This is a genomic window from Enterococcus sp. AZ078, from assembly GCF_051714985.1.
Lineage (GTDB): Bacteria > Bacillota > Bacilli > Lactobacillales > Enterococcaceae > Enterococcus_B > Enterococcus_B hirae.
Genome location: NZ_JBIOSW010000001.1, coordinates 1,759,714 through 1,780,230, shown reverse-complemented (window position 1 = coordinate 1,780,230; position 20,517 = coordinate 1,759,714). Strand labels below are relative to the sequence as shown.

Here is a 20,517-nt window from a genome sequence, read left to right as displayed (position 1 = left end):
ATTTTTTTAAATAACCTGAAGAAATTTGTTTAAGTGCTAGAATAGTTAGTTGTATTTAAAACATTAAATAGCCTTTAATAGAATTGCTTGTATAAAAGTAATTAACTATAGTTAGGGTAAAACGTTTGAAGAAAGGAGTTTTGACGTGCTCTTTACTCTAAAAGAAATCCAAAAGCGGGTCAAACCAGTGGCTGAAAAGTATGAGATTCCTGTGATTTATCTTTTTGGTTCGTATGCCAGAAATAAGGCAACTACGGAAAGCGATATTGACTTTTTAGTGGAAACCAAAGGAATGCCTGAAACTCATTATTGGGTACTTTATGGTGAATTTTTTGAAGAATTGAAAGAAGCAGTATCCCATGAAATTGATTTAGTTGAGATGGAAGCATTGTCTGAACAAAATGTAACTGATTATCAAAAGCAATTTTTAGAAAAAATGATGAAGGAGCGAATAAAAATATTTGAAAAATAAGAAAGAAGACGATTTACGTATTTTAAAAGGATCACTGATTTATTGTGAAGATATTGAATTAACACTCCATCGTTTTGGTAAGAACTACGAAGTTTTTGCACACGATTGAGTGTTTTTTCATGCTGTCAGTATGTCTTTGATGCAAGTAGGAGAAATAGCGAATAAACTATCAAATGAATTTAAGGAGCAGACGAATAATCAAGTGAACTGGTATAAACTTAAAGCAATTCGTAATTTATTCGCTCATGCTTATAGTAATGTCAGTAAACGGCATGTTTGGCAGTTTGCAACAGTTTTTATACCTGTGTATGCTGACTTTTGTCGTCAAGAAATAAACAAACTAAATGAACAAAAGAATTAAAGGCTAGTCACTCAACTTTATTTATAGTGACTATTTTTTTTACCCAAAAAATTAGAGGAAAAGAGGAATTTATATGGAATTTGCAATTGCACAACCTCAAGAAACATTTGGCAAATTAGAATATGTTGGTCGAAAAGATGAATTTGCAGAATATGTGAATGGATCTAGAAAAGTAGTAGGTCATTATCATGCATTATTATCGGTGAAACAACAGGAAACAATTGAAGTGATTTTACCCAATCGAGGAAACTCCTCCGTTTTAAAATTGAATTATGGGGATGAAGTCGTTTTAAAAGAGGTACGGTGTGAACCATTTTCACAGGCTGCAGGCGATACTGGAGCTGTTTCTGGTTGGATGATTAAAGTGAGAGAAATTGAAAAAGTAAACTAAGGAGAGTATACGATGGCAAAAATGAATGAATTAAATCAAGGAATTGCTTTGGATGTTGAAAAATCATTTGGTAGTTTAAAGTTTTTAAGAATGAAGGAAGACAAACGGAAAGAAGATGAGGAAGGAGAATTAGTATCAACACAAAGTCGTTATGTGGTTCAATCAGAGCGACAACTATCAGAAGAAGTAATTAGCATCGACATTTCAGTGGAAAAGAAAATGTTTCATTTTGGCGATATTGTCCAATTGGTTAATCCAAGAATTGAATATTACTCCTTCCGTCAAGGGAGACGTACTGACAATTATTTAAAAATTGTGGCAGATGATATTGTCAAAATGAATCCTAGCAAAGTAGAAGATAACAAGAAAAAAGTAACCACTGAAAGTAAATCATGATGCAGGAAAATACGCATCGAATAAAGATAAAATCGCAGTATTTTTCTGCCGTTGCTAAAGGGTTAAAGACATTTGAAATACGTTACAATGACCGTCAGTACAAGGTGGGTGACAAAATTATTTTACAAGAAATCGATCGTTTAGGTAGTTATACAGGACAAGAAATACAAGCGATTATTAGCTACCTTACTGATTACGAACAAAAAGAACATTTTGTTGTATTTAGCTTTAAGAAAATAATTAAATGGGAGAATGAATGTGAAGCAACTAAAACGTCCGACACGAAAAATAAAAGAGGCTCTAATGAGCAAACATTTGAGCCCATATAATTGGTTTGTTGAACGGAAAGCTGGCAATAAAGTCGTGCTCATTCACCGTTACACAGGTACTAGACGTGAATTAACAGTGAAATAACTATAGGAGGGATGCAATGAACTTACTGATAGAAAGACTTGTCCTATTATGTTAAAGGAGATTTTTAAGTATAGAGGAAGAAGGATCAGAAAGTTTCATTTACATTTTTTATTGATCCACCATTTGGTGTTCCTTTGTCCTTTTTTAATTCCATTAGCTTTCTTGGGTTATTATTGGATTTATCCGATAGTGATGAAATTAACTGATCCGCAACAATTGATTTTACCTGCGTTAGTTGTTTTCCCCTGGCTGGTTCTAGCGAATCTCTTTATCTTTACCATGATGCGTATATCTCAATTAAGAGGAGGCTATTTTTTATCGGTTAAATACTATAATGCGATAGCTGATATGCTAAAGTCAGCAGGATTTATGATCAAAAAAGAAGCCAAACAACCAGGAAAGAAACCAACAGAAAAATTTCCTAAAGTCTATGTGAAGAAAAAGAAGCATATTACTCAAATAACATTACCGTTAGATGGTGGGCAAAATCATGATCGTTTTTTGCAAATAGGTAAAAAATTAGAAGAGATGTTTATGGCAGATTTAGTTTCAGAAGAACGGGATTTTGGTTTTGTCACGTATGGTTTTATGACGGATGTGATTGGTAAAAGAATAGAAATTAAAGATGTGATTGCGAAAGATGGCTCGATTAAATTAATGGAAGGTGTTTACTGGAATTACGATTCAGCACCTCACATGTTAATTGCTGGTGGTACAGGGGGAGGAAAGACGTATTTTCTCTATTCGCTTATTAAAGCGATGCTCGATGTAGGAACTATTGATATTTGTGATCCGAAGAATGCCGATTTAGCCGATTTGAGTGATTTACCCGTGTTTAGAGGACATGTTCATTATGGATCTGGAGAAACAATGATTCGCTGTTTAGAAAATGGCGTAAAGTTAATGGATAAGCGGTTTAAATATATGAAGTCCTTACCTAATTATCAGTCTGGGAAGAATTATGCCTTTTATGATATTCCGCCACATTTTATTATCTTTGATGAATGGAAAGCTTTCTATACTTCTTTGGATTATCGAGTGAAGGAACGTGTAGATATCGCTGTACAACAGTTGGTATTGAAAGCTAGACAAGCAGGGATTTTTCTTGTTTTAGCGACTCAAAGACCAGATGCAGCAGATTTTCCAGCAGGAGTTAGGGATAACTTGATGTGTAAAGTGACTGTGGGGATTCTTGCGCAAGTAGCTTATTACATGGTTTATGGTGATGAAAATAAAAATAAAGCATTCTTCAATAAAAAAATTAAAGGTCGTGGCTATATTGATACAGGAGGCGGTGCAAAAGAGGATGAGGGAGAAGGCGCAGTAAGAGAATTTTACACGCCATTCGTGCCACCAACCTTTAACTTTTTAGAATACTTTAGAACCTACGAGAAGATGATTGTTTTTGATTTCAATGATAAGGAATGAAGACTGCAGAAGCATTTTTATTTTGACAAAAAAATTAGTGAAGACTATGTAAGATAAGCTAAGAAATCTTATCAGCACAATTTGCAACATATAAAGCAGTAGTAAAATATATAATATTGTAATACGTTATATGCAATGTAACGGTACAAAAATAGTTGAATAAAATAAAAAAAGGCGTGGCTTAGGTTGCTGTGCAACCGTAGCAGGCGCCACTGCGCTAGCAGGTGGGGCGCCGTTAGGCTTTTTGAGGTGTTGGGTGGAGCTTGCTCCGCCGAGCACCTCTGGAACCCCCGTATTCTAACAGGGGGGTAATGAGGATATAAAATGATAAAAAAGTAGTAGTGAATCCATTGATATAAAAGGATTTTATTAGTTCCCATGGTGCCTTAAAAAAAGTTTGATTTTGGGAAGTGGATTTTGTAGTGAACGATATGGGTGTATTAAGTGAAATTGGACTGAGTATTTGCACGTCTCGTAAGAGATTAAAGATGACCCAAACAGAGTTTGGCAAAGTAGTGGGTTTATCTCGGAAGACGATCGGTAAGATCGAAAGAGGAGAAAGTTTTCCTTCAGAAGAAAAAATGACAGAGATTTATAATTTTCTTGCAACAGAAGAACAACATGAGCCATTGGAAAGTATTATTGATTACTTACGAATTAGTTTTCCCTTTCACGATGTCAATAAGATTTTTAATGAGGTTCTAAAAATCAAAAAAGAATTTTTTGCGGAAACCTCTAGTCATCTATATGGTTACGTCGGTGGTTATCAATTAGATTATATACACGTTCTTTATTCCAAGGATCATGATGATCGAGGAATTTTGATTCAATTATCTGGTCAAGGCTGTCGCCAATTTGAAGCGTTTCTTGAAGCGCAAGGGCGAACATGGTTTGACTTTTTTTATGCTTGTTTTGATCATAAAGGAAAATTTACTCGTGTTGATTTAGCGATTAATGACTATAAAGAGTATCTAAGTATTCCAGTTTTACTGAATAAAATTGATCGCCAAGAATTGATCTCACGTTTTGAAGTGTATGAATTTAATGGATCGGGTTCCATATCCAAGAAAAAAAGAGGTGGTGTGTCGATTTATTTAGGTTCAAAGAAAAGTTTATTTTATATTGCTTTTTATCAAAAGAACTATGAACAAGCAAAAAAATTAGGAATACCTGTTGAAGATGTGCCGATTAAAAATCGTTATGAACTGCGCTTTAAAGATGAACGGGCGATGGATGCTATTACTCGTTATGTTGAAAGTGGCATGTTATCTGATTTGTTACTTGGTATTTTAGATGATTACCTTTGTTTTACTGACAAACGTCCGAATGTCTCTCGTAAGTATTGGCCTGTTAATAAAAAATGGCGCCATTTCATTGGGGATGTAGAAAATGTAAAACTAATTACAGAGCCTAATGAAAAACTTTATGAGCGTTCTAAAAATTGGTTTAAGCGAACAGTAGCACCTACCGTCAAAATGCTTATGGAAGTCGATGATTACAATGACACGGAAGAAACGTGGGAAATTATCGATGAGGCGGAATTGAGTGATAAGCATTTACACATGATTGAAGCACAAACTGCCTCAATTCAAGAAATGCTAGTTGCGTAATTAGAAATTTGATGTGCGGAAATACCTATTTATAAGAAAGTAGAGAAGGAGCAATAGAAAAACATAAGTTTATTGAGAGAATGACAAAAGAATGTTGTGTGACAAAAGAGAATTTGGAAAAGGTTACCAAACGTATGTTAAAAGTAAAAAATGAAATTAAAGCCTTGGATGAGTCTCAAGAATTAAATATACCATACTTGAAAAAAGTAGTTGAAAAAGGAGGGGCTGAAATCGATAGGTGCAATGAAGATATAAAACGTATTAGTTCATTATCTTTCCTTGGCGAACAAGTTGATGATTGGCGAGATACAATTGTTTGGTTTGAGTATTTACAAATAAAGGATAAGTTCCAGGTAGTTCTAGATGACTTCCAAAATTTTCTAAAACAGTATAGAAATTTTGTTCCTAAAAACAGTGAAGCTTTAAACCAGAAAGTAATCAAATACTTGGATAAAAAAGGATACATCGTTGATAGTTCTTTTGGAGGAGATTATGCCACATGGATTGGTGTCTATGCTCGCCCTAAAGATAAGCCAACATACCTTGATCCAGCAAATGAAAAAGATGCCGAATTACAAGCAAGATATCGAAGAAATGGTTTCAAACAAGATTTTGCTGAATGGTTTGAATTTAAGATAGATAAGAAAGGAGAAATTACCGAGGACATTTAAGTTAGAAATTAATATTAGAGAGGTAAAAGAAAGGAAAATGAATATGCGAGATATTAGCAAAAAAATTGGTTTGATAGCAGATGAAATTTTTGACGTAGAAATGGAAAATTTTGAAAACAAATTTTATCAAGATTTGAATCACAAAGGACTTGAGGGATTTGATACAGTTGTTGTATATGAAGAACATTATTGCTTGTTTTATAATCAATTGCGTGATTTTTGGGAAGCAAAAAAATCAACTTTCCAAGAAGATCCAGGTGTAGCACATGGAATGACCAGCTTAAATGAATTTCGCTCTTATATAGCGAAAAGGTTTCATCAGATTCGCAAACTACGTTATGAAGAACTTCTCCGTGAGGTTCTTGAAAGTTATGGTACTCGGAAAAAAGAAAGTTAACTCAGCTTGAAATTTTAGGTATAACTTAGTAAGAAATAGTTCGTTCTATTTAGTTTTTGGAATGATTAACATAAACGCACCTAGAAAGGAAGATTTAGATGAAGGAGATAATTGATTTTGCAGTAATGATAGAGGGTAACGCACACATCCATAATAAGTTTAATATATCGGATGGAAAAGAAAAGGTTTACTTACAATCTGTCGATGATTTGCCACTACTTTTAAGAAAAGGCTGGCTATACAAAATTGCTCCGATGCTCGGTGTGAATACAAATAACGGAAAGAAGTTTCCTTCAACAGTAGGCATTGATTTAATTTTTAGAGAAGATTTAAAAGTAGAACCAGTAGAAAAATGAACACAAACTTTGAAAGATTAGGCGAACCTATAAAAATCACTGAATACTTAAGTAGATATGAAGAAATGATCCACCATGTACTCAGCGAATTATCTTTTGTCGATTGCCAATCAAATAAAATAAAAAAATTACTTCAAGCCGAAATGCGCAAAGCCGAAACAACCTTTTATATATTTTATGATCAAAATCATCGTGAGCCAGATTATGCTTTCTTGCAACAACAGATAACAGAGTTTGGTGTCGAGCGTTTAGAATTATTTCAACCAGAAAAAGATTTTCTTTCGGTTGACAATTTTATCTTTCGATATATTGAAATACTGAAAAGTGAAAAATTATTGTCAGGTCTTGTATTTAATGAGCAGGATCTTTTTTTTGTGCAGAAATATGAATGTAATCGAGCAAAAAAATATTATGAAGATAATGATGCGTATTTGCAAGGTTACGAACAGGAACGTATTTCTACTAATAAAATTATTCAACAATTAGCTTATGAAAAACTAAAACAAGCGTTTGTAGCAGATTCTTTGATCCAATCTTTAAGAAAAAAATGAAGGAGGATTCTTTATTTCTATACCATTTTCAGAACCATTAACGAAAACTTTAAGACGTGATTACGGGTTCAATGTTTTTACTGCCAGTCCAACTCAAGAGGATATTGAAGTATACATGAAAATCAAACAGCGATTAAACCGTCCAGAGTTACCCTTTAAACCATTTGTGGATATTTGTTTTGAAAGAAAGCTGTCAAAACATACTTATCTCATTATTGAAGGACTTTGTATTAAGAATATTAAAGGAGTATTTCTGAATTATTCTTATAGCTTTTATAAAGCATCTTATTTTGATAGTGAGGAACCACAAAGGATAAAAATTTATGGGGATCATTTAGAAAGAAAAGAGCTTTTACGAAAATTAAAAAAGTTTCACTTTTTAAAGAAACAACAGTGATTTAAAAGAACTGTAAACTGAAACAAGAAAGAAGCATGTTATTTTTTAGAAAACGCTGACATAAAGGAGGAGAAGAATGAATAAAAAAGTGCGTTGGGGAATTGTAGTTGGAACGGCATTACTCATCTTAGGTGTTGTTAACTGAATCAAATTATAATAAACAAGTAGAGGCTGTAGCTAAAAAACAGTCGAACAGAGACCAGGTTGTAGAAGAAATAAAAAAACAAATTAATTCTTTATATTTAGATGATGCCAAGGAGTTTTTACAGACGGAAATTTCACAAGAACAAATCGATCTATTGGAAATAAATGTAAATAAGTATTTAGAATCAAGTCAAGCTTTTAGTGTGAATATCGAAAATTTACGAAAAAATGACCGAAAAAAGTACCAATTTAATGTTAATAATCTGTCAGCGCTACAAAATGAAGTGAAAGCCATTCAGCATAAATTCAAAGCACAAAATGAGGTGAATCACTTATTTCAATCTCCGTATCTAAGTGGGGCTAGTGAAAATGAAGAGGTTATCATTATTGATGATTTAACTGCAGAAGAATTGCAAAAAGTTAAAGAGAATCATTACCAAGATAAAGCAGATGAAACAAAGAAATTTCAATCGGCAATCAATAAGGGAATTGAAATTTCACAGAAGCAAGTTGATCAAATTACTAAAGTACAAAAAATGATTAATGAACTCTATCCAGAAGGAAAAGTGACTGATCAAGCAGATCGAGATACATTTGATTCGCTAAAAAAAGAAGTGGAAGAAATCAAGAACGAGAAATCAAAAAATTCTTTCAGAGAATTATTAAAGGGGATGGAAGAAGGATTAAATGAAAAAGAGCAATCAAAAGAAGCAGAAGAAGTAAACCGTCAAGAAGACCAACAGCTAACTGAACAAAGTGAGGAGATCGTAAATACTAATAACGAGGAAGCTCCAGCAAATGATACGACACAAAATGTAGTTGAAGCACCGACGACTCAACCAAGTACACCAATATATCCAACCGAACCACCTGTCAGTCCTGATTTAGGAGGAACAAACAACTCAAACAATAATTCCACAGGAAGCAACGCAGGCGGTAATTCAAGTGGTTCGACTGGGGGAAGCAGTACAACTCCAACACCACCTGTTCCAGAAAAACCCTATGCTTTGAACCCTTACACAGGTAGTGGGAGTTTTTATGGAAGTTATGGTGCTGCAGTTGAAGCATCTAGAGCAGAAGCATCAAATCCTAATTCTAACTTTAGTGGTTATACTATTTACACTGAAATTTGGTCGAATGGTACTGAAAAGTATTATTTGGAATTTTATTAATAAGGTATATGTCTTTTATATAAAATGAAAAAGAGAGAATAACTTTTGCAGTAGTCCTTCTAAATGAAGGGCTTTTTTTATTGTAAAAATATAAAAATGGAGGAAAGCATGAAAAAATATCAAATAAAGTTAAGAGTTTGGTTTATCGTTGGAATGTTATTAGGTTCATTCTTAAGTCAAACAGTGCTTGCAGTAACAACAACACTTGATCAAACAGATCAAGCAGTAAAAATGAGTAACAATCAAGAAACAAATGAAAGTAAGCAATTAGATGAACAAAATAAGCAAACTACTTTTTTTAATGAAAACAAATTAGTTCAAGGAGAAGACGGAAAACTTTACACGACAACAGCTGACAATTATACGTCTGTTCCAATTAATGACATGTTAGGATTTAACAATCTTTTAAAAAGTGGTAATAGTATCGTATATGTTGATCCTAATGCACATATTTCAAATATTGATATTCATTTATCAAACGGTGGACGAGAGTACGGCTGGTATGGAAAACGGGTAAATAACGAAATCGCTATGTGTATTGAACAAGGTGTAGCAGTTAACGTAGGATCAAATGGGGGATATACTGCGGTACTCCAAGACACAGAATTGATGAAGCGTATTTCACTAATTAAATATTATGGGATAATTTTACCAGGATATACGCTTCACCGAGAAATTATGACTCAAATTTTAACTTGGGAACAACAAGGAATCACACCTATCAGCATTGCAGGCGAGTTTTCAATGGTAGACTATCAAGCTTTCAAGTCAAATGTCATGGCAAATGTAAATAAATTTTATAAAAAGCCTTCATTTGACGGGAAAACAATAACTTTAAAAGTGGGAGAAAGTGTGACATTAGTTGATACTAATGGAGTTTTTAGTAACTATGAAAATATACCATTATTTAATACTGCTAATGTTGATGTAAGAAAAAAAGATTCTAGTATTACTATAACAGCTAAAAATAGTTCAAATAAAACTGGTAAACTTAGATATATGTATGATATTTTACCTAGTTATAAAGGTGTACCAATTATTTATAAACACCCCTATACACAAAATGTTTTATTAGGTTATGTTAATGATCCCACATGGTTTAACTTAAATATCAACGTCCTAAAAAACGGCAATGCCCGTGTGCGCAAAATAGATGAAACGACTAAGCAACCACTGGCAGGTGCCGTTTTTCGTTTTACTACGTCTGATGGAAAAACCAAAGAAATCACTACAGGTTCTGATGGCTATGCTACCTGGAATGATTTGTTAGTCGACACAAAAGTAACGATCCAGGAAATCAAAGCACCGAATGGCTATGTCCTCAATGCCACACCTCAGACAGTGACCATCAAAGCCAATGAGACCACCACGATCAGTTTAGATAATAAAGAGCAACTAGCGAATCTCAAAGTGATCAAAGAAGATGAAGAAACAGGCAGTAAACCACAAGGGGCTTCTCAATTGGTAGGAGCTGTTTATGAGTTAACTGATAAGAATGGGACTTCTGTTAGCAAACTAACGATGCAAGATGTCAATGGCATAGCACAAGCAGAGGTGAAAGGATTAAAGTTAGGAACCTATTATCTCCAAGAAATCGAACCACCAGAAGGCTACACTTTAGATACTACAAAACATACCGTTAACCTCACGTATGCTGGACAAAATGAAACTGTAGCGCTTCACAGTAAAACGGTGACCGATCGAGTCATCAAAGGAAATGTAGAAGGCTATAAGTTTGGTTCACGCCCCTTGATTCCTCAAACCGTTTTTGAAGTAATTGCCAGACTGGCGAAAGAGCAACAGGAGCTAAAGCCACCTTTAGAAGGTGTTGAACTGACAGCTACTTCTCACACCACTGGACAAGAATATATCCAAGTCACTGGTAAGAACGGGTATTTCAAGTTTGAGAATCTACCTTATGACACGTATACCATTGAAGAAACCAAAGGTGTGGATGGCTATTTATTGATCGAACCATTTGAAGTGACGATCACGGAAGACGGCTATACCCATTTCTTTTTATTGGAAGATGAAGTGATTGAATCTCGATTGCATATCGTCAAAGTGGATGAAGAAACAGGCGAGAACATACCTTACGCAGGCGCTCAGTTCAAAATTTTTGATACTTGGGCAAATGAAGGAGAAGGCGAATTTGTTTCGATGATACGACCCAATGACACGGAACAGACCGAGATTTTTGAAACCAATGACAAAGGCGAAATCATTACCACAGAAAGTTTGCCTTGGGGTGTGGATCGCTATGAACTCCATGAGATCAAAGCACCAGAAGGATATGTACCACTAGAAGAACCACTCATTTTTAGTGTCACAAAAGAGAATGCTAATGCCTTGATTCGTTTAGAAATTCCGAACCGATTAGCTCGTCAAAATATCCAATTGATCAAACGAGATCGGTTGAATGAACAACCATTAGAAAATGTCCCATTTCATTTATACAACATAGCAGCGGATGAAAATGGAGAATTTATTGAAACCTTAATTGAAAAATATTTGACTGATAAAGAAGGGAAAATCAATGTAGAGGCACTACCTTATGGTAACTATAAATTTGTTGAGGTGGAACCTTTGGCAGGCTATTTACCATTAGAAGAACCAATGGATTTTTCTGTCACGGTTGAAAAGGATGGCGAGCTACTTGTTCTTGAAGCCTACAATGAACGGGAACCATTAGAGTTGACCTCTTTATTTACCGATAGCGCTGGCGAAAAAATACTTGATCCAACAGTAGACAATCAGTTGAAAGATGTGGTGTGGGTCAAAGGCGAGGCAATCGAAATCGGACACACTTATACTGTTTTTACGCAATATAAGAATACGAAAACAGGAGAAGTGGTCAGTGAAGCGACATCAACTTACACTCCAAAGAACAAAGAAGATACATTTGAAGTATTTTTTGAGTTGAAGGCAAATATCCTCAAAGATGGTGATCAATTAACAGCGACCCACGTCTTATATTATGAAGAAGAGCAAGAAAATGAAGTAGGGAGTGAGGAAGATCTTACGAATAAAGAACAGACTGTTACCTTCAAAACACCCGAAAAACCAAAAGAAAAGCAACCTGAGAAAAAAGTAGAGAAACCACAAGAATTACCAAAAACAGGGAGTTCACAAAGTATTTTAGTGATGCTTGTAGGTTTCCTATCCATTGCTTTCGTTGGATTCAGGTTATATCACTTAAAAAATTGAAAAAACGAATAAAGCTATGCTATAATGAACATGAAAAAAGGAACTGCGCGAACAGTTCCCTTTTGACAGCACCGCTAAAGACGGTGGCAAAGTTAGTATATTTCAGTAAAAGAAATAGTCCTCCTCGCTAAAGTGACGGCTATTTCTTTTTGCTGTTTTTTGCGTCGTTCATTGCTTGAAAGAGTTTCACAACAGCGGTTAAAAACTCAAATAGAGCTTTCCCACAGGGCGCAACTGCTACAATCAATGCAATGATTTCTGCAAGAGGCAAAAGGCATCTCCTTTCATTAGATTTTGGAAGTACGTTCATACGCACCACCTCACTTTCAGATTGGATAGCCACCGTCATTAAACTTTACTGTCTCAACTATTATAGCATATAGACCTAGTTATTTCCTTGGAAATTCAAGTATAACTAGGTCTATTTTTTTTGCCTAAAAATAAGAAACCAGGAGGAACTATGAATTTAAAAAAGATCAAGAAAAAGGAGAAAAAAGAGAAACGTCCTAAAGTGAAAAAAATGTCACAACAAAAAGCGAATAAAGTGGTTTTTACTGGGGTTTGTTTGCTGGTGATCGCTTCGACTATTGGAGTAATTCGAGCAAATGTTGTGGCAACAAATTTTGATCAACTATCCAAACAAGTGGATCAATTAGCTATTCTTAAAAAACAAGGAGTAAGTCATGAAGAAGCGTATGATTATTCAGCGCTTTCTTTTTATGTCACCAGTTTTGCTAAAGAGTACTTGAATATGGATACTACAGCAAGTGAAGAAGAAAAAAGCGAGCGTTTAAAACGTTTGTCAAATTATTTATCAATTGATGTCGAATCCATTGATGAAAGTAGTAATCAACAATTAGAAATTGTACGTCAGTTGAAAGAGGATTCCTTAAGTAGAGTGTTAACAGAAAAGGACTGTCTCTTAGTTTATTTAAATGTTTCGTATGAGAGTAAACAAAAAGACAAAATAGAACAATTAAATCAAGAAATGGTTTTACCGATCAAAACCCAAAAGAACCTCTTTTCAATCGTTGGTCGTCCTTATTTTCTAGGAACGACTTTGCCACAAGGAAAAACTGAGCCAATGCAACAAGATGGAAAAGAAGTAGAAGTAACAACAGATGAAAAAGTTAATGTTGAAAAATTCTTGAAGCTATTTTTTGAAAAATATGCAACGGCAAACAAACAGGAACTCATGTTGTTAATGAAAGAGCCAGTCATAACGACAGGAGACACTACGTTCTTGGAGTTAAAACAAAATGATATACGTTATTTTGAAACAAAACAAAAAGGTGTACAAGGCGTTCAAGTGTCAGTATCGTTTGCTGACAAAACAACTGGTCTTGTGCACACTGAAGACTTTACTCTCTGGTTAAGTCAAACGGAAAATTCATATTTTGTGAATACATTAAAACATTATTTTACAGAAAAGGAAGGAAATTAAATTATGAATGTCTCGAATTTAGATAGTTTTATGAAGTCAGGTTTTATTACGTTGTTAAGTTTTGCGGTGATTGTGCTAATTTTTAAACATTGGCGTGGGGCAGAGTGGTTGAAAATTGGTTCAGTGATTTTGATCGCATTGATTTTAAACGATTTTGCGACGAATCAAGGAAATAATATTTTTACAGTCATGAAGTGGTTTCTTGGGTTATTTGGAATCAAGATGTGAGGGTGAGAAATGAATCATTATGATTATGCACGTGGATTAAAAGCGCCCTATTCCATTCAAGTTATTCGATCCCCAAAAGGGAAAACACTGTGGGTCTTTGCACAACCTTTGAGTCTTTCCTATCTACTCACGCTGATTTTAGGATTAGTGATCTTTGGCTGTTTTTGGCAAAAAATGCCCTTACCAACATTTTTTAATATTAATTTTAATTTTTTACTCATGCTATATTTTCCCAATAAAATAGCACGTTGGTATGCAGAAACGGAATTAGATGGTAAAACAGCCAATGTTTATTTAAAAGATATGCTTCTTTACTTCAAAAACGATGTGATGGATCAACGACCAATGATAGGATTCGAGCGAATCCATGAAACAACAGAATTTTCATTTAGACGATAAAAAATAGAAAGGAAGATGACATGCATTTAGAATACCCTTTGTTGGAATATACCCATAAGAATGTCATTCTAACACAAGAAAAACAAGCGATTGCTTACTATCGAATCCGTTCGGAAACAGTCATGCTGACGGATTTTGAAAAGAAACAAAAAACCAAGAAAAAAGTAGCACGTGCATTGAAACGCCTGAAAAATGGAGAAGGATTTGAAATCAATCTTTTACCAGTGAATGCGGATATTCGAGGGAAGATGGGAGCCATGCGCTCCCTGGTTGACCCTAAAAACTATGCGGTTGCTATTGACAAACTAATGAAAACCGCTGTGACTTTAGAAAAGGAAATGGGAATGGTTTATGAATATGCTTGGATTATTGGCGTGCCTTTAGTAAAAAAAGAAATTGCGATTGACCTGAGAGAAAATATTTCAAAAGCAGTGAACCATGCGACTGAGAGAATCATTACGGGTTTAGGATTTGCGATTGAATTAAATGAGACTTGGTACCAAGAGTTCCAGGAACAGGAAATGGAAGTCTACCAAAATTTATCGGAACTATTAGTTGAACGCTTGTCAGAAGATGAACTGTATTACTACCAAGCCTATCAATTTTTAAAAAACATTCCTCATGAAAAACAAGATATCTTAGCTAGCCAAAATTTAGACAATTTAATGGCAACAAAAATTAAATCAATTTTTCAAGGAGGATTACATTTTAATTGTGAGTTTGGTGAAAGTTATGTTTCATACCTACCTGTTGGTGATATTGGCGTATTTCTTGATGGCAATCATTTATTAGAAATTGTCCAAAAAATGCCTTTTCCTGTGGAAGTGAAATTGCAAGCAAGTTTTGCTGAAAGCAAAGGTCAATTAGCTCTTTCGGGGCGTTCGTCACGTGCACGAACTCGAACAAAAAATATCATGCAAGAAGCTCACTTGGCAGGATCGAAACAAAAAAGAAAAATTGTTGAAGGACAACTCGCTTTAGATGATTTAGACCAAAAAATTGATGATGGCATTGACATTATTGACTGGACAGCGGTTTTGGTCGTGTGTGGCAGTACTAAAAAGCAAATGCAGGCACGTAAAAAATATCTAATTAATCGTTTTGATAGTTTAGGGATTCCATTGATTAAGGCAACTTTCGATGATCCTTATCTATTTCAGACTACCTTGTTTGGTAACTTTATGCGGTTTAAAGATAAGCGTTGGCAACATACAACAACCTTAGAAACTTTTGCAGAATTGAATTTCTTTACTTCTTTAAAAGCAGGTACCAATTTAGGATATTACTTTGGTCGAGTAGATACCACCTTAGAAGAAAAAGAAGATCGACAAAGCGTGCTTTTAAACTCGAAAAATCTGATCTATATGAATATGTTCTTAGCGAACAAACAAGATGTGATCGGTAAAAAAACTAACAATCCTCATTGGGCACTAACTGGGGATACGGGGAACGGAAAATCAGTGACTGCTAAAAAGTTGTTTATGGAATGTGCCACCTTAAAAGATCATGTTTTATATATCGATCCGAAAAAAGAAATGCGTCGACAATTTATGCGGACAATCAACGATCCGCTGTATCAAAAAAATTATCCTTTAGATGCTGAATTTGTTCGTTCTTTTAATTTTGTGACCTTGGATGTTCGTGATCAAAAAAATAGCGGTGTGTTAGATCCAATTGTCTTATTTGATGAGACGGAAGCGATTGCTACGGCAAAAGCGATGTTGACCAATATTTATGAGGGAACCTGGAACTTAAAACAAAAAACTGAAATTAACGAAACCATTGCAGAGGTAGTCAATGAACGAAAAATAGGAAAAAAAGTAGGGTTTTGGCATGTGATTGAACGTTTAGCTCAAAGTGAAATACCTGATGTTAAGGATATGGGGCGCTTTTTGATATCAACGATACGGGGATCAATTTTAGAATTAGCTTTCTCTCATGGAGAAGTACCAGGTCTTTCCTTTGATAAGAAAGTCACGATTTTAGAAATTGAAGACTTAGATTTGCCGACTGATAAGAATGAACACATGGATGAAAACAAGCGATTATCCGTTACTTTGATGTTTGCGTTAGGAACGTTTTGTTCAAAATTTGGGTCACGTAATCCCAAACAGGAAACGGTCACCTTTTTTGATGAGAGTTGGATCTTCCAATCGTCTCCAGAAGGGAAAGCCATTTTGAAGTCTATGAAACGGATTGGGCGATCCTTCAATAATTTCTTAGTATTGATCACACAATCTGTTAATGATTTAGATGATAAAGAAGATGGCACAGGATTTGGAACGGTGATTTGTTTTGATGAAGTTCAAAATCGTGAAGGAATTTTAGATTACTTAAATTTACCTAATAATGAGCAGAACATGAAGTGGGTTTCCAATATGGTTCAAGGGCAGTGTTTGTTAAAAGACATGTTCAATCAAGTGAACCGTGTGGTGGTTCATGTATTATTTGAAGAATGGCTAGAATTATTTAAAACAGTCGATGATTCAGATGCTTCAGTGATGGAAAATCGATTTGCTTTATAGGAAGGAGGTAAAGAATGAAGTATTTAATTGATAGCTACGATGCTTATATGGCTGGTGGCGGTTTGTTGGATAAAGGTTGGCAAGCTGTGAACTGGTTTTTTGTGGGCGTTCCTTTTTTTATATTGAAGCTATGTGTCTCTTTCTTTCTATTTTGTGAAAGTGTATTGAATCAATCAGATTTTTTTATTGCGAAACAAACAGAAGCTTATGAGATGTCAGTAGAAATTTTAAAGAATTTTGGCGGTACTCGTTTTGGTTCTGGAACGTTGATGGGCTTAGCAATGATTGTGAGTGCCTATTATTTATTAGTCAATTTCTTTTCCAATCGCCATAATTTCTCTAAAGCTTTATTGCATTACCTAGTGGTTTTTTTATTGTTTTTTGGTTGGTTTAGTCAAATAAGTATCGCTAACAATCACGCACAACAACATGACGTACCAATCTTTGTCGTGAAATCGCTAAATAGCATGGCTACGTCAATTCGCAGTAATTTTCTATCTGGCACAAGTTATGAAATAGGTTCAAATCAAAGTACGATATTTGATGCAACCATTCAACAAACTTTTAACTACGTGAATAGTGGTTCTTTAGATGGCACCATGGAAAATGGAGAAAAACTAGATGAGACAAAATTATTACAAGAGCCTGGTTTATCAGAAAATGGAAAAGAAAAATTCAAGAAAGAACGTGAAAAATATATTGCTTCCTTAGAAAAGGAAAATTCCTACTTTGCCCAAGATGGAGTAAAAACGATGGAAAAGAGTTTTGCCATTTGGATTGGTGTATTCAATCTTATTGTATTAGCCTTACCTAGTTTATACGTGAGTATAATGCTGACGGTGATACAAATGATGATTAATCTATTAATTCTTGCATTTCCAGTTATCGCACTAGCTTCCTTTTTTCCACGTTGTCAAATGTTGCTTTTTAAATTCTTTAAGGCACTTGTTGGCGTTTCCTTTATGCCAGTCGTTTACGGTGTCTTTCTTTCGGTACTCTTTTGGATGAATCAATTAGTGGATCAAGTATTTTTAAATGTGGCGGAAACAGTCAATGAAAGTTTAATCAACGTTCTATCAGGTGGTATTGTTTTATTAGGAACAAGATTAATGATGATCGTGGTAAAAATCGTGGTAATCAAGACACTATGGAAAAATCGTTATCGAATTTTACGTTTCTTCTCAGACGGTCAAATCCAACAGCCAATCTTTGAAAAACAAGTGAATGAAAAAATGAGAGCAGGAGCAGAACGGATCGGTGAAATTGGTGTAGGAACCGCACAGATGGCGACAGGAGCATATACTGGCAACTTAGGAATGGCTTTAAATGGGGCGAGTGCTATTTTGCCAGATAAAGCCTTAAACTTAGGTAAAGAACATTTTGTTGATGAAAATGGACAATTTACTGGGGTAAAGCCAGGCATTCAATCTTTATTTAAGCAAGGTGAAAATGAAGGAATAGAGTCTTCTATCTATCAAGAAGCCAATGAAGAGAAAGATGCCAATGAGCAATCAGAAAAGGAAGAATCAATCATTGAGGAGCCTTCCGATGATAAAGCAATGGCAGATATATTAACGGAAATTCCTATAGAAGATCCAGAAGATCGTTCATTGGCAGAATCAGATGAGCTAACTCTTGAACCACTGGAACAAGAGCTACCGCCAGAACCAGAATTAGCAATCGACACCGAAACATTAGCTACGATTGAGCAAGGTGAGAAAGAGGCGAAAGAGGAGTTTGATGAACCACAGAATCCTGAAATGATGGATAATCTAAATGTGACCGTGGATAACTTGGATGAACTTGCATTTGCGCAAGCTGAAAAAGCCTATTTTGATCAAGAACAAGATCAAGAATTTCTAGCAAATTATGAACCATTAATCAATGGAATCAACCAAGAAGACAATAATCTTAAAGGTTTAGAAGCAGAAGCAAGCTTTTTTGATGAGATTAAGGAAAAATCGATAGGTGAAAAAATGGAAGACTGGTAAATTGATCAGTCTTCTTTTTTAGAAAAGAGGAAAGAAATGAAAAAAATTGCGTATTTACTTATGGCTATGCTTTTTCTATTTCTAGTTCCTTTTCTACTGTTTCTCGTTATCTTTTCCACTAATCAAAACGGTGATACTTCTGAGTTTGAACCAACGACACCGCAAGAACAAGTGGCATTGGCTGTTGCCCAATTTGTCCTGGAACAAGGTGGAACGAAAGAATTTGCGGTAGCTTGGATCGGTAATATGGAACATGAAAGTGGATTGATCCCTTCTCGTATCCAAAGTGATTTACCTTTCAATGATCTTTGGGCATATAATCCGAAAATTGGAGGTTATGGTATAGGATTGGCACAGTGGGATTCAGGTAGAAGAGTGAACTTATTAAATCTGGCGAAAAAAGAAAACAAGGAATGGCAAAGTATTGAACTGCAGTTAAATTATGCCTGGAATCATGATAGCTCCGATAGTGAGTTATTAAAAAATATGGCAAACGGAACAAGTATCGATGGTTTAGCTGTCGATATTTTAAACTATTGGGAACGTGCTGGAACCAAAGATGATCTTTTAGAACAAACCAAACGGAAAATTAGTGCCAATCAATGGTACAAACGACTTTTTGAAGGTTCTCTCGGCAGTGGATCTACAAATATTGGGGGCGGTAAAATTGATCTTTTAGAAGCGGTCATGGGGCAAACAATCAATGGTGGACAATGTTACGGGTTAACCGCCTATTATGTCCAAAAATTAGGTGGACCAGTCATGATGGGGTCAGGATTTATGTATGCGGAATCAATAGGTCGTGATTACAACTGGGAAAAATATGGTTGGGAAGTCGTATTCGATCCTAAGCCAAGCGAGATTAAAGCAGGAGATGTGATAAACTGGTATGCAGGGCAAGCGCTTTCGCCAGGAGTTTATGGACATACGGGCATAATTGCAAGTGTGGAAAGTGAAAGAGCGTTTACCACCTATGAACAAAATGCTGAGCAAGGGCAAATTTGTGCTCGTTATTCAAGAACGTGGGGCAAAGAATTTACTCGAATTGCCAGTGTCGTTAGAAAAAAATAAAAGGAGAATCAAGATGTTTTTAACACATGCAGGATTGACAAGAAGACAAATCAAAAAAATTTGTGAGAGATTTCAGTGCCGAAAACATGAATTTGCGGTACGTAGATTTGAGGATGGTTATTTGGTTTCTGTGAAAAACAAAGAATATAAAATAAAATTTTCACCAGGTCGTTTTTCTCAGATCGTTTTTGCTAAAGAAATGGTACGTGTGGCTGTGAATCAAAGAAAGCGGGTAAGGTCATGAAACAGAAATATTTATGGATGGTGTGTTTAATCATGATTTCAGGAGCATTAAGTGGCTGTGTTCAATTAGAAAAGAACCAGGAAGCGACAACGACTGCAGAGGATATCCAGATGATGGATATGGAAGCGGTCGATAACAATGGGACAAAACCGAGCCATGAAAAAAAGAAGGCAATTAAATCAACTAACCAAAATGACAAACAAGCAGACAACAAACAAACAACAGTATCAAAGGAAAAAGAAGACCATACGCAGTTACTTGAAAAGTACGGTGAAGCTTATGCCAATTTTAAAAATCTTAACCATCGGAACGAGCAATTAAAAGATCTAATGACGGAAGAATGTATCAAAATGAACGGCATTGATATCAAAACAGGAAATGCTTTAGGCAGTGAAGGTAAAGTCACGGCGATCTACCAAAATGACCAAGAGGAGTATGCAGTATTATTAGATTGTATTCAGAACGGTTCACCCATTCGTATTTTATTACTAGCAAAAGTTAAAGATGGAAAGATAGAAGAGATGACTTATAATACCTTGAAGAGGGAGTATTAAAACTGGAATAATATACTTTTCATACTCTCTAGTGTAAAAAAGTTTCATATTTTATAAAAATTTACGATATAATTTTATTAGCTATAAAAAGTAT

The 20,517-nt window shown here is 35.0% G+C and carries 24 protein-coding genes; 23 read left to right on the top strand and 1 reads right to left on the bottom strand.

Annotation, left to right across the window (positions count from 1 at the left end):
- The first annotated feature begins 145 nt into the window (after positions 1-145).
- The 15 genes from IGJ18_RS08210 to IGJ18_RS08140 all read left to right on the top strand — a co-directional run bounded on the left by IGJ18_RS08210 (position 146) and on the right by IGJ18_RS08140 (position 11,967).
- Positions 146-472 (top strand): nucleotidyltransferase family protein, encoded by a 327-nt coding sequence (locus tag IGJ18_RS08210; RefSeq protein ID WP_438843157.1) that lies wholly within the window; start codon positions 146-148, stop codon positions 470-472.
- Positions 473-581: 109 nt separating this feature from the next.
- Entirely contained in the window at positions 582-833 is a 252-nt protein-coding gene (locus tag IGJ18_RS08205; RefSeq protein ID WP_438843156.1) for a HepT-like ribonuclease domain-containing protein, read from the top strand.
- Positions 834-906: 73 nt separating this feature from the next.
- Complete coding sequence (locus IGJ18_RS08200; RefSeq protein ID WP_368024443.1) at positions 907-1,224, top strand: DUF961 family protein; 318 nt, start codon at positions 907-909, stop codon at positions 1,222-1,224.
- A gap of 12 nt (positions 1,225-1,236) precedes the next feature.
- Positions 1,237-1,620, top strand: coding sequence for a DUF961 family protein (locus IGJ18_RS08195; protein WP_438843155.1), 384 nt, complete (start codon positions 1,237-1,239; stop codon positions 1,618-1,620).
- Positions 1,617-1,949, top strand: a complete 333-nt coding sequence (locus tag IGJ18_RS08190) for a DUF3850 domain-containing protein (RefSeq protein WP_368024445.1) — start codon at positions 1,617-1,619, stop codon at positions 1,947-1,949. The genes IGJ18_RS08195 and IGJ18_RS08190 overlap by 4 nt, the downstream gene beginning before the upstream one ends.
- On the top strand, positions 1,873-2,034 hold the full coding sequence (locus IGJ18_RS08185) for a DUF6906 family protein (RefSeq protein ID WP_409535003.1): 162 nt from the start codon (positions 1,873-1,875) through the stop codon (positions 2,032-2,034). The genes IGJ18_RS08190 and IGJ18_RS08185 overlap by 77 nt, the downstream gene beginning before the upstream one ends.
- 192 nt (positions 2,035-2,226) lie before the next feature.
- The gene (locus IGJ18_RS08180) at positions 2,227-3,462 is read left to right on the top strand and encodes an FtsK/SpoIIIE domain-containing protein (protein WP_409535002.1); all 1,236 of its coding nucleotides are present in this window, start codon (positions 2,227-2,229) and stop codon (positions 3,460-3,462) included.
- A gap of 431 nt (positions 3,463-3,893) precedes the next feature.
- The gene (locus IGJ18_RS08175) at positions 3,894-5,072 is read left to right on the top strand and encodes a replication initiation factor domain-containing protein (protein ID WP_409535000.1); all 1,179 of its coding nucleotides are present in this window, start codon (positions 3,894-3,896) and stop codon (positions 5,070-5,072) included.
- A gap of 80 nt (positions 5,073-5,152) precedes the next feature.
- The gene (locus IGJ18_RS08170) at positions 5,153-5,743 is read left to right on the top strand and encodes a Phi-29-like late activator (protein WP_438843154.1); all 591 of its coding nucleotides are present in this window, start codon (positions 5,153-5,155) and stop codon (positions 5,741-5,743) included.
- Between the two features lie 43 nt (positions 5,744-5,786).
- On the top strand, positions 5,787-6,140 hold the full coding sequence (locus IGJ18_RS08165; protein ID WP_438843153.1) for a hypothetical protein: 354 nt from the start codon (positions 5,787-5,789) through the stop codon (positions 6,138-6,140).
- A 98-nt stretch (positions 6,141-6,238) separates the two neighbouring features.
- A complete protein-coding gene (locus tag IGJ18_RS08160; RefSeq protein WP_409534997.1) occupies positions 6,239-6,496 on the top strand; it encodes a hypothetical protein in 258 nt (85 codons plus the stop codon).
- On the top strand, positions 6,493-7,047 hold the full coding sequence (locus IGJ18_RS08155; protein WP_438843152.1) for a hypothetical protein: 555 nt from the start codon (positions 6,493-6,495) through the stop codon (positions 7,045-7,047). Before IGJ18_RS08160 ends, IGJ18_RS08155 begins: the two co-directional genes overlap by 4 nt.
- Before the next feature lie 115 nt (positions 7,048-7,162).
- Positions 7,163-7,444, top strand: coding sequence for a hypothetical protein (locus IGJ18_RS08150; protein ID WP_368024449.1), 282 nt, complete (start codon positions 7,163-7,165; stop codon positions 7,442-7,444).
- Positions 7,445-7,578: 134 nt separating this feature from the next.
- Positions 7,579-8,760 (top strand): hypothetical protein, encoded by a 1,182-nt coding sequence (locus IGJ18_RS08145; RefSeq protein WP_438843151.1) that lies wholly within the window; start codon positions 7,579-7,581, stop codon positions 8,758-8,760.
- Between the two features lie 108 nt (positions 8,761-8,868).
- Positions 8,869-11,967: a SpaA isopeptide-forming pilin-related protein gene (locus IGJ18_RS08140; protein ID WP_438843150.1), complete on the top strand. Its 3,099-nt coding sequence runs from the start codon at positions 8,869-8,871 to the stop codon at positions 11,965-11,967.
- Between the two features lie 139 nt (positions 11,968-12,106).
- On the opposite strand, the gene IGJ18_RS08135 is transcribed toward IGJ18_RS08140, so the two are convergent.
- Positions 12,107-12,238, bottom strand: a complete 132-nt coding sequence (locus IGJ18_RS08135; protein WP_438843149.1) for a hypothetical protein — start codon at positions 12,236-12,238, stop codon at positions 12,107-12,109.
- A 189-nt stretch (positions 12,239-12,427) separates the two neighbouring features.
- On the opposite strand from IGJ18_RS08135, the gene IGJ18_RS08130 reads away from it, so the two are divergent.
- The 8 genes from IGJ18_RS08130 to IGJ18_RS08095 are packed head-to-tail and all read left to right on the top strand — an operon-like array spanning position 12,428 to position 20,423.
- On the top strand, positions 12,428-13,411 hold the full coding sequence (locus IGJ18_RS08130) for a conjugal transfer protein (protein ID WP_438843148.1): 984 nt from the start codon (positions 12,428-12,430) through the stop codon (positions 13,409-13,411).
- Positions 13,412-13,414: 3 nt separating this feature from the next.
- Positions 13,415-13,639: a hypothetical protein gene (locus IGJ18_RS08125; RefSeq protein ID WP_368024335.1), complete on the top strand. Its 225-nt coding sequence runs from the start codon at positions 13,415-13,417 to the stop codon at positions 13,637-13,639.
- Between the two features lie 9 nt (positions 13,640-13,648).
- Entirely contained in the window at positions 13,649-14,038 is a 390-nt protein-coding gene (locus IGJ18_RS08120; protein ID WP_368024334.1) for a conjugal transfer protein, read from the top strand.
- A 20-nt stretch (positions 14,039-14,058) separates the two neighbouring features.
- The gene (locus IGJ18_RS08115) at positions 14,059-16,563 is read left to right on the top strand and encodes an ATP-binding protein (protein WP_438843147.1); all 2,505 of its coding nucleotides are present in this window, start codon (positions 14,059-14,061) and stop codon (positions 16,561-16,563) included.
- A 14-nt stretch (positions 16,564-16,577) separates the two neighbouring features.
- Positions 16,578-18,554, top strand: a complete 1,977-nt coding sequence (locus IGJ18_RS08110; RefSeq protein ID WP_438843146.1) for a hypothetical protein — start codon at positions 16,578-16,580, stop codon at positions 18,552-18,554.
- A gap of 36 nt (positions 18,555-18,590) precedes the next feature.
- On the top strand, positions 18,591-19,625 hold the full coding sequence (locus IGJ18_RS08105; RefSeq protein ID WP_438843145.1) for a phage tail tip lysozyme: 1,035 nt from the start codon (positions 18,591-18,593) through the stop codon (positions 19,623-19,625).
- Between the two features lie 13 nt (positions 19,626-19,638).
- Positions 19,639-19,869 carry a hypothetical protein gene (locus IGJ18_RS08100; RefSeq protein ID WP_438843144.1) on the top strand — a complete coding sequence of 77 codons (231 nt, stop codon included), beginning with the start codon at positions 19,639-19,641 and terminating at the stop codon, positions 19,867-19,869.
- Complete coding sequence (locus tag IGJ18_RS08095) at positions 19,866-20,423, top strand: EF0163 family protein (protein ID WP_438843143.1); 558 nt, start codon at positions 19,866-19,868, stop codon at positions 20,421-20,423. Before IGJ18_RS08100 ends, IGJ18_RS08095 begins: the two co-directional genes overlap by 4 nt.
- The last annotated feature ends 94 nt before the right edge of the window (positions 20,424-20,517 follow it).

Bases quoted from the DNA above. Each gene is read 5' to 3' on its own strand.
- IGJ18_RS08165 (WP_438843153.1), top strand. From the start codon at position 5,787: ATGCGAGATATTAGCAAAAAAATTGGTTTGATAGCAGATGAAATTTTT.
- IGJ18_RS08195 (WP_438843155.1), top strand. From the start codon at position 1,237: ATGGCAAAAATGAATGAATTAAATCAAGGAATTGCTTTGGATGTTGAA.
- IGJ18_RS08125 (WP_368024335.1), top strand. From the start codon at position 13,415: ATGAATGTCTCGAATTTAGATAGTTTTATGAAGTCAGGTTTTATTACG.
- IGJ18_RS08155 (WP_438843152.1), top strand. From the start codon at position 6,493: ATGAACACAAACTTTGAAAGATTAGGCGAACCTATAAAAATCACTGAA.
- IGJ18_RS08150 (WP_368024449.1), top strand. From the start codon at position 7,163: ATGAAAATCAAACAGCGATTAAACCGTCCAGAGTTACCCTTTAAACCA.
- IGJ18_RS08120 (WP_368024334.1), top strand. From the start codon at position 13,649: ATGAATCATTATGATTATGCACGTGGATTAAAAGCGCCCTATTCCATT.
- IGJ18_RS08175 (WP_409535000.1), top strand. From the start codon at position 3,894: ATGGGTGTATTAAGTGAAATTGGACTGAGTATTTGCACGTCTCGTAAG.
- IGJ18_RS08095 (WP_438843143.1), top strand. From the start codon at position 19,866: ATGAAACAGAAATATTTATGGATGGTGTGTTTAATCATGATTTCAGGA.
- IGJ18_RS08160 (WP_409534997.1), top strand. From the start codon at position 6,239: ATGAAGGAGATAATTGATTTTGCAGTAATGATAGAGGGTAACGCACAC.
- IGJ18_RS08105 (WP_438843145.1), top strand. From the start codon at position 18,591: ATGAAAAAAATTGCGTATTTACTTATGGCTATGCTTTTTCTATTTCTA.
- IGJ18_RS08190 (WP_368024445.1), top strand. From the start codon at position 1,617: ATGATGCAGGAAAATACGCATCGAATAAAGATAAAATCGCAGTATTTT.
- IGJ18_RS08110 (WP_438843146.1), top strand. From the start codon at position 16,578: ATGAAGTATTTAATTGATAGCTACGATGCTTATATGGCTGGTGGCGGT.
- IGJ18_RS08130 (WP_438843148.1), top strand. From the start codon at position 12,428: ATGAATTTAAAAAAGATCAAGAAAAAGGAGAAAAAAGAGAAACGTCCT.
- IGJ18_RS08180 (WP_409535002.1), top strand. From the start codon at position 2,227: ATGAAATTAACTGATCCGCAACAATTGATTTTACCTGCGTTAGTTGTT.
- IGJ18_RS08140 (WP_438843150.1), top strand. From the start codon at position 8,869: ATGAAAAAATATCAAATAAAGTTAAGAGTTTGGTTTATCGTTGGAATG.
- IGJ18_RS08200 (WP_368024443.1), top strand. From the start codon at position 907: ATGGAATTTGCAATTGCACAACCTCAAGAAACATTTGGCAAATTAGAA.
- IGJ18_RS08115 (WP_438843147.1), top strand. From the start codon at position 14,059: ATGCATTTAGAATACCCTTTGTTGGAATATACCCATAAGAATGTCATT.
- IGJ18_RS08185 (WP_409535003.1), top strand. From the start codon at position 1,873: ATGAATGTGAAGCAACTAAAACGTCCGACACGAAAAATAAAAGAGGCT.
- IGJ18_RS08100 (WP_438843144.1), top strand. From the start codon at position 19,639: ATGTTTTTAACACATGCAGGATTGACAAGAAGACAAATCAAAAAAATT.
- IGJ18_RS08170 (WP_438843154.1), top strand. From the start codon at position 5,153: ATGACAAAAGAATGTTGTGTGACAAAAGAGAATTTGGAAAAGGTTACC.